Here is a 13,155-nt window from a genome sequence, read left to right as displayed (position 1 = left end):
GGGGAGTCTGGTCCCCGGGAAGCGGGTGGGCGGTCGCCCGGCAGCGAGGGAGTGGCTGCCGGGCGACCGGGTCGGATCAGTAGGCGCGTTCGGGCAGTGCTGCCGTCGCGGCGTCCGGGGAGTCGAACGTGACGCTCGGCACCACGATGTCCGATTCGACCTTGTCGCCGGCGAGTGCCTTCTTGACGATGTCGATCGCGGTCTCACCGAACAGCGGGTTGTACTCGGCGACGAAGCTCAGGCGTCCGGCGGCGAGTGCTTCGAGCGCCGCCTTGGTGCCGTCGATCGTGATGATCTTGACGTCGGTTCCGGGCTTCAGGCCGGCCTCCTCGACGGCGAGTGCAGCGCCGAGGCCCATCTCGTCGTTCTGTGCGAAGACGAGCTGGACGTCGTTGTTGTTCGCCTTGAGGATGGTCTCGAAGACGCTCTTCGCCTCTTCGGTGGACCAGTTGGCCGACTGCGACTCGAGCTTGGTGAAGTTCGGGTCGATGGTGTCGTCCCAGCCCTTGTTGCGGTCGTTGACGACGGAGAGGCCGGGAGGGCCCTCGAGGACGACGTACTTGGCGCCGTCGGGGAACTGACCGTTCGCCCACTCGGCGGCCGAGGCGCTGATGCCGACGTTGTCGGGGGCGATGCGGCTCGTGTAGAGCTCGGTGTCGTTCGGCTCGATGCCGCGGTCCAGCAGGACCACGGGGATCTCGGCCTCCTTCGCGCGCTCCAGGACGCTCTCCCAGCCGGTCGCCTCGGTGGCGGACAGCAGGATGGCGTCGACGCCCTCGTCGATGAACGAGGTGAAGGCGGTGATCTGCGAGTTCTGGTCGCCGTTCGTCGCCGGTGCGTACTTGAGGTCGAAGCCGTTCTCCTTCGAGAACGAGTCCTGGATGTTCTTCTCGTTCGCGGTGCGCCATCCGCCTTCGGGACCGACGGCCACGAAGCCGATGGTGGTGAGTTCGCCGTCGGAACCGGCGTCGCCGTCGGAGCTTCCGGAACCGCTCGAGCAGGCGGTCGCGCTGAACGCGAGAGCGCCGACCAGGGCGAGGCCCGCGAGTGCGCGGACACGTGTTGTCTTGAACATTGTTCTCCTCTTTGAGACCCGCGGTCCCGACGATGGGTGCGGCGTGAATGTGACGTGCGTGGTGCTGCGGTGACGCAGGTGGTCGGTGATTGTTAGCGATCACATCTGCGTTGTGCTGAACATTAGCCACGGCTCGAACCTGTTGTCAACAGGCAATGTTAGCCCTCACAATTCTTCCGGAGCGGCCGCCCGGCGGCGCCGTCGCGCGCGCTAGAGTCAGGTGATCAGCGGACACCCCGGCCGCGACCACCTCGATGGAGAGTTGCAGATGACCTCGCCCACGCCACTCGTGCAGTTGCGCGGTGTCTCCGTGAGCTTCCCCGGCGTCAAAGCGCTCGACGACGTCGACCTCCGGTTGTTCCCCGGTGAGGTCCACTCCCTCATGGGCGAGAACGGAGCGGGGAAGTCGACCCTGATCAAGTCGCTCACCGGGGTCCATCGGATCGACAGCGGAAGCATCCTCCTCGAGGGACGAGAGGTGTCGTTCTCGAGCGTCGCCGACGCCCAGGCGCACGGGATCAGCACCGTCTACCAGGAGGTCAACCTCCTCCCCAACCTGACCGTCGCCGAGAACATCCTCCTCGGCCGCGAACCACGCCATGCCTGGGGAGGGATCTCGGGGAGGCGCATGCGCGAGCGCGCCCGCGAACTGCTCGCCGTCGTCGGACTCGACATCGACCCGGCCTCGCAGCTCTCCGCCCACCCGCCGGCGATCCAGCAGCTCGTCGCGATCGTCCGGGCGATCGCCGTGCGCACCAAGGTGCTCGTCCTCGACGAACCGACCTCGAGCCTCGACAACGACGAGGTCACCGAACTCTTCCGGGTCATCTCGATCCTCAAGGCCGAGGGCGTCGCGATCCTCTTCATCTCGCACTTCCTCGACCAGGTCTACGAGATCTCCGACCGACTCACCGTGCTGCGGGAGGGGCGTCTCGTCGGGGAGTACCTGCCACATGAGCTGCTCCGGATCGACCTCGTCCACAAGATGATCGGCAAGGAGCTCGCGACCTTCGACGAGATCCGACGCGGGCTCGACACCTCCGACGAGGGCGACGCCCTGGACGGTGAGGACCCGTTCGTCGCGGCGATCGGGCTCGGGCGCCAGGGTGCGATCGAACCGATCGATCTGAAGGTCTACGAGGGCGAGATCGTCGGCATCGCCGGCCTGCTCGGCTCAGGACGGACGGAGCTCGCCAGACTCCTGACCGGCGTCGACCGGGCCGACACCGGCTCGGTGGAGGTGGCCGGGAGGGCCACCCGCCTCGGATCTCCGCGTCGCGCCCTCAAGCAACGGATCGTCTACGCGTCGGAGAACCGTCGCACCGAGGGGATCATCGGCGACCTCAGCCTGCGCGACAACATCGCGCTGGCCCTCCAGGCGGACCTCGGGTGGTTCAGACGGATCCCGCTGCGTCGGCAGAACGAACTGGCCGAGAGCTACATCCAGGCGATGGGCATCAAACCGGCGAATCCCGATGCGCTCATGAAGGAGCTCTCAGGCGGGAACCAGCAGAAGGTACTCTTGGCGAGGTGGCTCGCGCTCGCTCCTCGGCTGCTCGTGCTCGATGAACCGACCCGAGGCATCGACATCGGCGCCAAGGCCGAGATCCAGAAGCTCGTGACCCGGCTCGCCGAGAACGGTCTGTCGGTCGTGTTCATCTCAGCCGAACTCGAGGAGGTCCTGCGCATCAGCCACCGGATCGCCGTGCTGCGCGACCGACGGAAGGTCGCTGACCTCCCGAACTACGACCTCACCGTCTCGAAGCTGCTGGCCGCGATCTCGGAGGGGCCGGACGAGGCCCCGCCGGAACCGATCACGACCGCCGACGACGAGAGGGGACCGCGTGGCTGAGCCGTCCCGTCATGCGACGATCTTCGACGTCGCGCGGCTCGCGGGGGTCTCGCACCAGACCGTCTCACGGGTGCTCAACGACCTCCCGAACGTGCGACCGGCGACGAAGGCGCGGGTCGACGAAGCGATCAAGCAGCTGCGCTACGTCCCCTCCCCTGCCGCCCGGACGCTCGTCACGAAGCGATCCCGGACCATCGGCCTCATCGCCACCGGGGGCACCGAGTTCGGCCCCTCGTCCTCGGTCCTGCACTTCAACGCCGCGGCCCGCGACGCACGATGGTCGGTCTTCACCGCGAACATGGTGGACAGCGACCCGGGTTCCGCGCGTGCAGCGGTCGAGGGGTTCCTGCGCCAGAACGTCGAGGGGATCGCCGTGATCAGCGCACGCGAGGGGGTCACCGACATCGTGGCGGGGATGGAACTCAGCGTGCCGCTCGTGGCGCTGCACGCCACGCCACGTGCAGGTATGGTCACCGTCGGCGTCGACCAATACGCCGGCGCGCGTGCCGCGACCGCCCACCTCATCGGGCTCGGCCACCGGCGCATCGGGCACCTCGCCGGACCACCGGACGCGATCGACGCCCGCGAGCGTGAGCGCGGCTGGCGAGACGAACTCGCCACCGCGGGTCTCGTCGCGCAGGTCGTCGGGACCGGCGACTGGACGCCGACCTCCGGATACGCTCTCGGCCGTCAGCTGGACGACGAGGTCACCGCGGTGTTCGCCGCCAACGACCAGATGGCCCTCGGGCTCATGCACTCCCTCACCGAGCGCGGACTCCGGGTCCCGCTCGACTTCAGCGTCGTGGGGTTCGACGACATCCCCGAGGCGGAGCACCTCTCACCGCCGCTCACCACCGTGCGGCAGGACTTCGAACAGGTCGGCCGGACGCTACTCGCGACCCTGCTCGACCACGTCAACGGAGAACCCCCGGGAGCGGTGCCACCCTCGGTACCGGAGCTGATCCTGCGCGACTCCACAGCGACGGCGAACGCCGAGCGCTTGGCGAGGCGCCGGGTCGACGTCCCCTGAGCACCTCCGGTCCCTGAGCCTCACCCGGTCCCTGCCCCACACCGGTCCCTCAGCCCCATCCCGGTCCGTGAGCCGCCCCTCCTCCGGTCCCTGAGCCGCCCCTCCTCCGGTCCCTGAGCCGCCCCTCACCCGGTCCCTGAGCCGCCCCTCACCCGGTCCCTTAGCCTGTCGAAGGGCGAATTCCCAGGTACCACGTCCACCCCCTGACCTACACTTGTCGGAGCAGGGGGAGTACTCCTTCGCGACATGCTCGTCAGTACGGATCCGCCATCGGGTCCCGGGGTGTCGGCTCTCATCGAGAGTGGAGAAGACCGTGTTCCGACCATCGCGTCGGAGTCCCGTCCTCGAGCCCCTGGAGCCACCATGGCCGTCACCCCGCTGATCTGGATCATCACCATCGGTGTCACGATCCTCTTCTTCGTCTACGAGTTCTTCGCGCACGTGCGGAAGCCCCACGAACCGACGATCGCCGAGTCGGCACGCTGGTCGATCTTCTACGTCAGCCTCGCCCTGCTGTTCGGCGTCGGCATCGGCCTCGTCTCCGGCTGGACGTACGGCGGCGAGTACTTCGCCGGGTACCTGACCGAGAAGGCGCTGTCGATCGACAACCTGTTCGTCTTCCTCATCGTCATGGCCGGGTTCGCCGTCCCGAAGGCGTACCAGCAGAAGGTGCTAATGATCGGCATCATCATCGCGCTCATCATGCGCGGTGCGTTCATCGCCGTCGGCGCCGCACTCATCGAGAACTACTCCTGGATCTTCTACCTGATGGGCGCGCTGCTGCTGTTCCTCGCGTACCGCCAGGCGTTCGGCAGCCACGAGAGCGACCCGGCCAACGGCAAGGTCGTGGGATTCGCCCGCCGCATCCTCCCGATCACCGACACCTATCACGGTGACCGACTCTCGGTGAGGATCGACGGCAAGCGCTCCTTCACGCCGATGCTGCTGACGATCGTCGCGATCGGGTTCGTCGACCTCGTGTTCGCGGTCGACTCGATCCCCGCGATCTACGGCCTCACCGAGCAGGCGTACATCGTGTTCACCGCGAACGCCTTCGCCCTGATGGGCCTCCGCCAGCTGTTCTTCCTCATCGGTGGTCTGCTGGAACGCCTCGTCTACCTGGCGCAGGGCCTCGCCGTCATCCTCGCATTCATCGGCGTGAAGCTCGTGTTCCACGCCCTCCACGTGAACGAGCTGCCGTTCATCAACGGCGGGCAGCACATCGACTGGATCCCCGACATCCCGATCTGGTTCTCGCTGCTCTTCATCGCCGCGACCATCACCGTGGCGACGGTGGCCTCGCTCGCAAAGACCCGCCGCGACGCACGAGCGGGCCTCGAGCGGTAGGGGTCGACCGACCGCACATGCGCTCCTATGCTGAGCGCATGTGCGGTCGCTTCGTCGTCACCGATTCCACGTCCACCCTCCTCGCGGACCTCGTGGCCGAGTTCGAAGCGCCTGCGCCCGACTACAACGTCGCGCCCACCACCGAGGTGACGGTGGTCCGCACCCGGCACGAGGAACGGACCGCGACCAGCGCCCGTTGGGGCTTCGTCCCCGGCTGGGCCAAGGACTTCGCCAAGCAACGGCCACAACCCATCAACGCGCGTATGGAGACGGTCGCAACCGGCTCCATGTTCCGCAAGGCCTTCGCGTCAGCACGGTGCATCGTCCCGGCGACCGGGTACTACGAGTGGGTGGTGACCGAGACCGGGAAGCAGCCGCACTTCATCCACGACCCCGAGGCCGCGCTCGCGATGGCGGGCATCATCAGTGCCTGGCCCGACCCGGGCAAGGCGGAGGACGACCCGGACAAGTGGCGTCTGTCGATGGCGATCATCACGCGGGACGCGCACGTCTCACCGGGCGAGGTCCACGACCGCATGCCGGCCTGCCTCACCCCCGACGGCTACGACGACTGGCTCGGCAACCACCTCGACACCGACCAGCTGTTGCAGCTGCTCGACCGGGAGTCCTTCGCGGTCGCCCACGATCTCACCCACTACGAGGTCACGCGCGACGTGAACAACGTCCGCAACACGGGCCCGCACCTCATCGAGCCGCTCCCGGCCTGAGTGGTCGGTGCGGGTGGTCGTCGCCTCCCTCAGCTTCCTCACAGACGCTCGTCTAAGCTAGACGAACGTCTGACTCAGACGATCGTCTAACGGCCCGAGCCCCGGGCCCTCCACCTCGAAGGAGCGCTCGTGAGCGGTCTGCGCCAGTACGCGATGAACCAGGTCCGCGACGAGATCATCGACGCCGCCGGGCTCGAGTTCGGCCGGAACGGGTACGCCGGGACGTCGTTCTCCGGCATCGCGTCCGTCATGGGCAAGCCGAAATCGGTCATCGGGTACCACCTGTTCCCCTCGAAGCGGAGCCTCGCGCACGCGGTGATCGCGGAGCAGGACGAACGATGGCAGGCGGCGGACGCACGGATCGGCGTGCCTTACGGCGCGCTCCGGTGGGTGACGATGATCCTCGCCTCCGCGCAGGAAGCGCAGCGATCCCCCATCGCGATGGGCGCCATCCGGCTCCTGCACGAACTGCCACGGATGGACGACCCGGTCTACACGGTGTTCGACTGGCGGGCGTACACCCGCACGAACCTCCGCATGGAGGCCGCAGCGCACGATCTCGACCTCCCGGACCTCGACGGCGTCGCAGACGTCCTGCTCGACGCCTGCTTCGGACTCGTCACCACGACGGTCGGCGACGACGATGCGGCTGAGCTCAGCGAGCGACTGATCACCCTGATCCGGCCGATCCTCGCGACCGTCGATCCCGCCGGCGCTGCAGCCACGACGACCGCCGCAGCGGCCGCTCATGAGCTCGTCGCCGGACCGGCCGAACACTGACCCTCTCCCGAGCACCGACCCCTCCCCCGAACCCCGTCTCCGCAATCGGAAGGACGCCCATGTCCCAGATCGACGCCGTGCCGAACGGCACCACCCGCAGCACCACGGTCACGGATCGGGTACACCTCGTGCAGGGTCCGTCCGTCAACTGGATCATCGTCGAGGGCGACCTCGGGCCGGTCCTCATCGACACCGGCTACCCCGGCGACGGCGCGGCCGTCACCGCGACCCTCGGCGCGCTCGGCTACGCGGTCGAGGACGTGCAGGCGATCCTCCTCACTCACGGACACAGCGACCACATCGGCAATGCGACGTTCATCGCCGGGCTCGCCGACTGCGACGTCCTCGCCGCCCACGACGAGATCCCGAACGTCCGACGGGACGTGCTCGAGCAGGTCGGACTCGCCGACGTCCAGCCCCACCTGGAGCGTCCGGGCGTCGCGAGCTGGTTGAACCACGCGGTGGAGGCCGGCGGACTCGAGGTCGTGCCGCCGACGTCGGTCACCGCGATCGAGGACGTGCCCGAGCTCCGGGCGACCCTCGGTGTCGCGGTCCGCCCGCTCCCCCTCCCCGGCCACACGCGCGGGCACCTCGGATTCCTCCTCGTCGAGCACGGCGTCCTCGTCGCGGGCGACGCACTCGTCACCGCGCACCCCACCAGCCCGCACGACGGCCCGCAGTTGCTCCCCGAGATGTTCCACGGCGACCTCCAGCGCGCCCGCCAGTCGTTGACGACGCTGGCCGGACTCCCGGCCTCCGTCGTGCTGCCGGGACACGGCCCGGCGTTCTTCGGCTCGCCGGCGCAGGCAGCGGCCGAAGCCCTCGCCTTCGGGAGTGCGTTCTGAACCTCCGGCTCCCCGTCGGACCCCTGCGATAGCGTTGGCCACGTCCCCGAACCCGGATCCCGAGCCACGAGGAAGTGACCATGAAGAACCCGTTCCGCCGCGACGGCAGCCCGAACGACGACAGCCCGAACGACGACAGCCCGGTCGATGAGCAGATCGACGCCCCGGAGCAGCCGAACCAGGGCCGCACCCTCGAACCCGCTCCCGAGGTGCTGACCGAGCTCGACGCACTGAACGAGGCCTGCCGGGCGGCGCCGGACGACGTCGACCCTCAGATCCGACTCTGGCGGGCGGTCGCCGCACTCGACCGGTGGGTCTTCATCAACCGTGGTCCGGAGGACAACCCGCGGCCGTACGCGCTCGCAGCGCAACCGGGGAACCTGATCGGCATCTACAGCAGCGGGAAACGAGCGCAGGAGGCCGCGTACGCGAACGGGCTGGTCCCGCCGGACGCCACGGTGTCGCTGCTCGCGGTCCCGATGCCCGCGGCGATCGACTGGGTCCGGTCCTTCGGCGAGCACGGGGTCGTCGGCGTGACCATCGACTACCCGCGCCTCGGCGCCTGGTGCCCGCTGCAGAACCTGGCGGGGCTCAGGCCCACGGACACCCAGGGCTGACGCCGACTCCGAGGAGGACCACGATGCACGGCTCGGAGCTGCAGGACCGGGCGGCACGCCGCGCCGACGAACTCCCCGGTGCGGAGCTGACGCACCCGTTCGGCGAGGAGTGGGACGTCTACAAGGTCCGCGGCAAGGTCTTCATGCTGCAGACGGGGGCGACGGGCGAACCCATCGTCACGCTGAAGGCGAGGCCCGAGGACAGCCACAGTCTGCGCGAGGCCTTCCCCGACATCATCCCCGGCTATCACATGAACAAACGGCACTGGATCTCGCTCAAGCCGGACGGCGAGCTCGAACCGGCGTTCGTCGACGACCTCGTCACGGAGTCGTACCTGCTCGTCGTCGAGGGGCTGCCGAAACGGCTGCGGCCGGTCGATCCCGCGACGTTCGGACAACGCCGCGACGGCTGAACACCGGGCCGGCAGCACTCAGACCGGGATGCGCCTCGCGCCGGTGCCGGTGTCGCCGAGCTCGTCGTCGGGGTTGAGGAGCGTGCACGCCTTCATCGAGAGGCAACCGCAGCCGATGCAGCCGGTGAGCTCGCGTTCGAGTTGCTCGATCCCGCGCCGACGCTGTTCGAGGACCTTCTGCCAGCGGCGGGAGGCACGCTGCCAGTCCTCGTGACTCGGGGTGCTGGAGAGCGGCACGTCGGCGAACGCCTCCGCCACGTCCTCGAGCGGGATACCGAGGCGCTTCGCGACCGAGATGAGCGCGACGCGGCGCAGCATGTGCCGGGGGTATCGCCGCTGGTTGCCGGCGGTCCGCTCGGAACCGATGAGGCCGAGCCGCTCGTAGTAGTGCAGCGCCGACACCGCGACGCCGGTGCGACGACTCATCTCGCCGACACTGAGCAACTCGTCCGGACTGTGCACAGTGTCCCACCCTCGTTCCTCGCATCGACCTCAAGCCGCCTTCAGGTCCGACGCTCGTCTCGACGGTACACGAGCGGGTCAGGGCGGATGGGGTGCGCTCCCCCTCCGCCCGCTCAATGCCGGCGGACACCTGTCGCCGATCAGTGTTCCGCTGGCAGGATGGTCGGAATCGCACATCGACCGGGGGGACGACATGACGCAGGACGAGGACTTCCTCGAGGTGATCGCGGCGGAAGTCGCGCAGGATCCGCAGAACGCCGCGCTCCGCGAGGACTTCGTCACCCTGCTGCTGCAGCACGACGTCGACCGCGCGGCGCAGGAGGTGACGACCTTCGAGCGACTCGGGGGCGACCCGGCGCGGGTCCGGCTGCTGCGCGCCCGCGTGATGGCGGCGCGACTCCGGGGAACAGCGACCGACACCTCGATCGAGCCCGACCGCTCGGCGATCCCCGCCCCGTCGGCATCCGAAACCGCCACCATGCCGATCGACCAGCCGAGCCTCTGGGACGCGGAACGACCAGCCGTCACGCTCGCGGACGTGGCGGGACTCGCCGACGTGAAGCAGCACCTCGACTCGACGTTCCTCGCGCCACTCCGCAACCCGGAGCTCGCCGCAGCGTTCGGGCAGAAGCCCGGCGGTTCACTGCTCATGTACGGCCCGCCCGGCTGCGGCAAGACGTTCATCGCCAAGGCGATCGCCGGTGACCTCGGGGCGTCCTTCATCCACGTCACCCTCGCCGACCTGCTGAGCAAGTGGCTGGGTGACAGCGAGAAGGCGATCCAGAGTGTCTTCCACGATGCTCGGGCCGCCGCTCCATGCGTCATCTTCTTCGACGAGTTCGACGCGCTCGGTGGCCGCCGCACGTCCGGGGGCGGATCGCAGTCGATGCGTACGATCGTGACACAGCTGCTCGAGGAGCTCGACGGAGTGGCGGACGAGAACGACGGCGTCTACTTCCTCGCCGCGACCAACCGCCCGTGGGACATCGATCCGGCGTTGCGGCGCCCAGGCCGCATCGACAAGACCGTCCTGGTGCTCCCGCCCGACGCCGTCGCCAGAGCGGCCATCCTGCAGGGCGGCCTCGACGGCAAACCGACGGACGAGGTCGATGTGATCGCAGCGGCCGCAGCGACCGAGGGCTTCTCCGGTGCCGACATCGCTCAGGTGACCAGGATCGCACTGCAGCAGTCACTCACCGCCTCGATGAACGCTGGCACCATCGTGCCGGTCGACACGCAGGCGCTCCTCGACGCCGCAGCCGGACTCACCCCCTCGACGGCATCGTGGTTCGACCAGGTCGCACCGGTGCTCGAATACGGTGTCGACGACGGCACCTTCGCCCAGCTCCGGGCGTACCGCGTGCAGCACGGGCTCCGATGAGCGACCCCGTCGGCGTCGAACGCGAGGCCATCGAACACGACCGCGACCTCGCCTGGGAGCTCTACGACTTCCAGCCCGAACACCCGCGGATCCCCGAGCTGGCGATGAGCGTCCTCGCCCGGGCGCCGCAGTTCACCGGGATGATCATCCTGCTCTCCATGCACCGGCAGGCCTGCGGCGACGTCGATGAGGCCAGACGCCTCCTCCGGGAGTTGCTCGGCCGACGCGACCGACAGTTCCTCGGTGCACTGCGTCGCCTGCGCGATCTCGAAGGGTCCGAGGGCGACTTCGCGGAGGCCATGCGACTCGGTGAACTCGTCCTCCGCGAGGACCCGGAGGCGGACTGGTTCGACCACATGGACCACGCGGCCGCCGTCGCGATGGCAGCCGATCCCCAGCGCGGGTGGGCACTCATGGACGACGCGGTCGAGCTCGCCGGCCGGACCGCCCCGGAGGCCCACGCCGGCGCGCTCGGGCTCCGAGCCGTGCACTTCCTGTCGACGGGCACCCCACCCGGTCGATTCCTCGTCGCCGCGCAGCAGGCGATCGAGGCGGATCCGAGCGAGATGACGCTCTCGACGGCATTGGCCTTCGCCTATCTCTACGACTACCGTCCGCAGGAGGCCCTGGAACTCCTCGCCCGGGTCCTGCGTGAGGACCCGATGGACGAGGTCGCCCAGGGCGGGATGATCGTCGCGCGGGCGTTCCTCGATCCCATCGAGCGTGGCGCCGGGACGATGGACGACCTGCGCCGGGCCGGCATGGGCGAGATCGCCTGGCGGATCCTGCGCGACAAGCTCTTCGAGGCCGGGCTCGCCGACGCATTGGCCGCTCTGGACCCACTGCTCCCGGAGGAGCTGGCGGCCTCGCTGCGCCCGTCGCTCGACCTCGACGCCGCGGGCGCGAGCGGCGGTGACGACAAGGTGCTCGCCTGGCACGACGGGCAACTTCCCGGCACCGGCGGGCGCTGGGGCGACGGTAGCCCGTTCCGTCTCATGAGCGGCGCCGAGATCGGCGAGATGGACGAGGCGATCGAACGGGACCCGGAAGCGTGGCCGCAGTGGGACGCCGAGCGCGACTACTACACGCAGCTCTTCACCGACGATGCGGGCGCCTACCTCATCGAGGGTTCCGGCGGACGGCTCCTTCGTCGTGCCGCCGGACGTGACGACGAAGAGGTGGCCGCGAGCCTCACCGACTGGTTGTGGGACCGCGTCGTCGCCTTCGGAGGCGACGACCCGCGCCCGGGTCGCTCAACGATCGCGACGGATGCGCAGACGGCGGACCAGTCGTGAAGCGGAAGGAGTTGCGGACCCTGGGTGAGAGCTACCGACGCATCGGCGTCGTCGGCACGGTGACCGGTGTCATGTGGCTCGTGACCGGAGCAGGCTGGCTCTGGATGTCGCCGTTCACCTTCTCGCGTGCGGAGACGCGCGGTGCCGGCGACTCGGGTGACCGGGGCACGTTCATCTTCCCGGCTGAGACGGGGCTCCCCGTCGTGGCGGTCTGCTACAGCCTGGCGTTCCTCAACGTCCTCATGCAGTGGTCGATCGGGCGACGCGACCACGGTGCAGCGCGCACCCGCGCCATGCAGGTCTCGGGCGGGACCGCGTTCTTCGCGACGGTGGCGCTCGTCTGCATGATGATCCGCGCCGGCGAGGTCGAGGACCTGCTGTTCTCATTCCCACCGATCCTCGCACTGGTGGCCGGTCTCGTTGCGGCGCTCGCGCTCTTCGCCGCGCGCACCGCGGACACCGAACGTGCTGCGGCGCTCAACGGGTCGACACCCTCGGACGAACCTGGCGAGCCCTCCGTTCACCGAACCTGAGCCAGGTCGGCCGCAGGCCAGGACCAGACGACGTCGACGGCCGCCTGTTCCTTCACCGCGGTCCGACGACGGGACGCTTCGCGCTTCGTCGTGGGCGTCGGAGGCCAGTTCCAGATCCAATCCTTCGGCACCAGGTGGAAGGCCAGCGTCGCCTGCTCGCGCTCCTCGTCGACCACGAGGACGAGTGCCGCGCCACGATCGCGGACACGCCACACCACCACCCCGCGCGGTGTCGTCGCGTGCGCTCCGACTTCGGCGAGACGCCGCCCGTACGGGTCCTCATCCGGGTCGAGCACGGTCTCCCGGTGGATGTGGTCCCCGCCGAAGAGGTGGATGCAGTCCTGTTGCAGTGCCGCACAGACTTCGCGCAGCCGCTCGAGCCCTGATCGGTCCGTCGCGCTGCAGGCGGCCAGGGGGAAGATCACGAGCGCACCACGGTCGATGGCAGGGACGCCGAGCAGCGGCCACAGCGACGGGTGGGTCGCGGCTTCACGGGGCGTGAGGCCGACGATCGCATCGAGGATCCGCAGACCGTCCGAGATGCGTTCGAACTCCGGGGATGCATCGGTCGGTCCGGTCATCCGCCCAGGCTACCGAGCCGTCGGCGGTGAGGGGTGTGCACGCCTGCATCGAGCGGCACACGCAGGACGGTCCGACCCCGAGCGCCCCAGCGGCTACGCGGGCACGCCCTACCCGGTCACTGAGCTTGTCGAAGTGCCCACGAGGAACCCTTCGACAGGCTCAGGAACCGAAACGTTCACGGTGAACCTCTTCCGGTCACTGAGCTTGTCGAAGTG

The 13,155-nt window shown here is 69.0% G+C and carries 14 protein-coding genes; 11 read left to right on the top strand and 3 right to left on the bottom strand.

Going from position 1 to position 13,155, the window contains the following annotated elements; translation table 11 throughout:
- Positions 1-76: 76 nt before the first annotated feature.
- Positions 77-1,075 (bottom strand): ABC transporter substrate-binding protein, encoded by a 999-nt coding sequence (locus ACQG07_RS09735; RefSeq protein WP_086472835.1) that lies wholly within the window; start codon positions 1,073-1,075, stop codon positions 77-79.
- A 268-nt stretch (positions 1,076-1,343) separates the two neighbouring features.
- Between ACQG07_RS09735 and ACQG07_RS09730 the strand changes: the two genes are divergently transcribed.
- The 8 genes from ACQG07_RS09730 (at position 1,344) to ACQG07_RS09695 (ending at position 8,687) form a co-directional block, all read left to right on the top strand.
- Entirely contained in the window at positions 1,344-2,927 is a 1,584-nt protein-coding gene (locus tag ACQG07_RS09730; protein ID WP_191940226.1) for a sugar ABC transporter ATP-binding protein, read from the top strand.
- Complete coding sequence (locus ACQG07_RS09725) at positions 2,920-3,957, top strand: LacI family DNA-binding transcriptional regulator (protein ID WP_086472833.1); 1,038 nt, start codon at positions 2,920-2,922, stop codon at positions 3,955-3,957. The genes ACQG07_RS09730 and ACQG07_RS09725 overlap by 8 nt, the downstream gene beginning before the upstream one ends.
- Positions 3,958-4,320: 363 nt before the next feature.
- Positions 4,321-5,304: a TerC family protein gene (locus tag ACQG07_RS09720; RefSeq protein ID WP_426738138.1), complete on the top strand. Its 984-nt coding sequence runs from the start codon at positions 4,321-4,323 to the stop codon at positions 5,302-5,304.
- Positions 5,305-5,342: 38 nt separating this feature from the next.
- Positions 5,343-6,032 carry an SOS response-associated peptidase gene (locus ACQG07_RS09715; RefSeq protein WP_426738137.1) on the top strand — a complete coding sequence of 230 codons (690 nt, stop codon included), beginning with the start codon at positions 5,343-5,345 and terminating at the stop codon, positions 6,030-6,032.
- Positions 6,033-6,161: 129 nt separating this feature from the next.
- Positions 6,162-6,812, top strand: coding sequence for a TetR/AcrR family transcriptional regulator (locus tag ACQG07_RS09710; RefSeq protein WP_064295974.1), 651 nt, complete (start codon positions 6,162-6,164; stop codon positions 6,810-6,812).
- Positions 6,813-6,871: 59 nt separating this feature from the next.
- The gene (locus tag ACQG07_RS09705) at positions 6,872-7,657 is read left to right on the top strand and encodes an MBL fold metallo-hydrolase (RefSeq protein WP_426738136.1); all 786 of its coding nucleotides are present in this window, start codon (positions 6,872-6,874) and stop codon (positions 7,655-7,657) included.
- Between the two features lie 80 nt (positions 7,658-7,737).
- Positions 7,738-8,274, top strand: a complete 537-nt coding sequence (locus ACQG07_RS09700; RefSeq protein WP_426738135.1) for a hypothetical protein — start codon at positions 7,738-7,740, stop codon at positions 8,272-8,274.
- Between the two features lie 23 nt (positions 8,275-8,297).
- Positions 8,298-8,687, top strand: coding sequence for an MmcQ/YjbR family DNA-binding protein (locus tag ACQG07_RS09695; RefSeq protein ID WP_079704704.1), 390 nt, complete (start codon positions 8,298-8,300; stop codon positions 8,685-8,687).
- Between the two features lie 18 nt (positions 8,688-8,705).
- Here ACQG07_RS09695 and soxR read toward each other — a convergent pair whose 3' ends face one another.
- A complete protein-coding gene (gene soxR / locus ACQG07_RS09690) occupies positions 8,706-9,149 on the bottom strand; it encodes a redox-sensitive transcriptional activator SoxR (protein WP_255377972.1) in 444 nt (147 codons plus the stop codon).
- A 193-nt stretch (positions 9,150-9,342) separates the two neighbouring features.
- On the opposite strand from soxR, the gene ACQG07_RS09685 reads away from it, so the two are divergent.
- Genes ACQG07_RS09685 through ACQG07_RS09675 form a run of 3 tightly spaced genes read left to right on the top strand, consistent with a single transcriptional unit; the run spans position 9,343 to position 12,358 of the window.
- Entirely contained in the window at positions 9,343-10,530 is a 1,188-nt protein-coding gene (locus ACQG07_RS09685; protein ID WP_191940215.1) for an ATP-binding protein, read from the top strand.
- A complete protein-coding gene (locus ACQG07_RS09680) occupies positions 10,527-11,825 on the top strand; it encodes a hypothetical protein (RefSeq protein WP_426738134.1) in 1,299 nt (432 codons plus the stop codon). Before ACQG07_RS09685 ends, ACQG07_RS09680 begins: the two co-directional genes overlap by 4 nt.
- The gene (locus ACQG07_RS09675; protein WP_274499143.1) at positions 11,822-12,358 is read left to right on the top strand and encodes a hypothetical protein; all 537 of its coding nucleotides are present in this window, start codon (positions 11,822-11,824) and stop codon (positions 12,356-12,358) included. Before ACQG07_RS09680 ends, ACQG07_RS09675 begins: the two co-directional genes overlap by 4 nt.
- Here the strand turns inward: ACQG07_RS09675 and ACQG07_RS09670 are convergent.
- Positions 12,346-12,939, bottom strand: a complete 594-nt coding sequence (locus tag ACQG07_RS09670) for a hypothetical protein (protein ID WP_137242604.1) — start codon at positions 12,937-12,939, stop codon at positions 12,346-12,348. The genes ACQG07_RS09675 and ACQG07_RS09670 overlap by 13 nt on opposite strands.
- Between the last annotated feature and the right edge of the window lie 216 nt (positions 12,940-13,155).

Source organism: Plantibacter sp. 2H11-2, assembly GCF_050031945.1.
GTDB classification, from domain to species: domain Bacteria; phylum Actinomycetota; class Actinomycetes; order Actinomycetales; family Microbacteriaceae; genus Plantibacter; species Plantibacter auratus.
This window is presented reverse-complemented; position numbering and strand designations above follow the sequence as displayed.

What these genes read in the sequence shown, in the direction of transcription:
- ACQG07_RS09735 (WP_086472835.1), bottom strand. Translation starts at nt 1,075, where the DNA reads ATGTTCAAGACAACACGTGTCCGCGCACTCGCGGGCCTCGCCCTGGTC.
- ACQG07_RS09730 (WP_191940226.1), top strand. Translation starts at nt 1,344, where the DNA reads ATGACCTCGCCCACGCCACTCGTGCAGTTGCGCGGTGTCTCCGTGAGC.
- ACQG07_RS09720 (WP_426738138.1), top strand. Translation starts at nt 4,321, where the DNA reads ATGGCCGTCACCCCGCTGATCTGGATCATCACCATCGGTGTCACGATC.
- ACQG07_RS09715 (WP_426738137.1), top strand. Translation starts at nt 5,343, where the DNA reads ATGTGCGGTCGCTTCGTCGTCACCGATTCCACGTCCACCCTCCTCGCG.
- ACQG07_RS09705 (WP_426738136.1), top strand. Translation starts at nt 6,872, where the DNA reads ATGTCCCAGATCGACGCCGTGCCGAACGGCACCACCCGCAGCACCACG.
- ACQG07_RS09700 (WP_426738135.1), top strand. Translation starts at nt 7,738, where the DNA reads ATGAAGAACCCGTTCCGCCGCGACGGCAGCCCGAACGACGACAGCCCG.
- ACQG07_RS09695 (WP_079704704.1), top strand. Translation starts at nt 8,298, where the DNA reads ATGCACGGCTCGGAGCTGCAGGACCGGGCGGCACGCCGCGCCGACGAA.
- ACQG07_RS09685 (WP_191940215.1), top strand. Translation starts at nt 9,343, where the DNA reads ATGACGCAGGACGAGGACTTCCTCGAGGTGATCGCGGCGGAAGTCGCG.
- ACQG07_RS09680 (WP_426738134.1), top strand. Translation starts at nt 10,527, where the DNA reads ATGAGCGACCCCGTCGGCGTCGAACGCGAGGCCATCGAACACGACCGC.
- ACQG07_RS09670 (WP_137242604.1), bottom strand. Translation starts at nt 12,939, where the DNA reads ATGACCGGACCGACCGATGCATCCCCGGAGTTCGAACGCATCTCGGAC.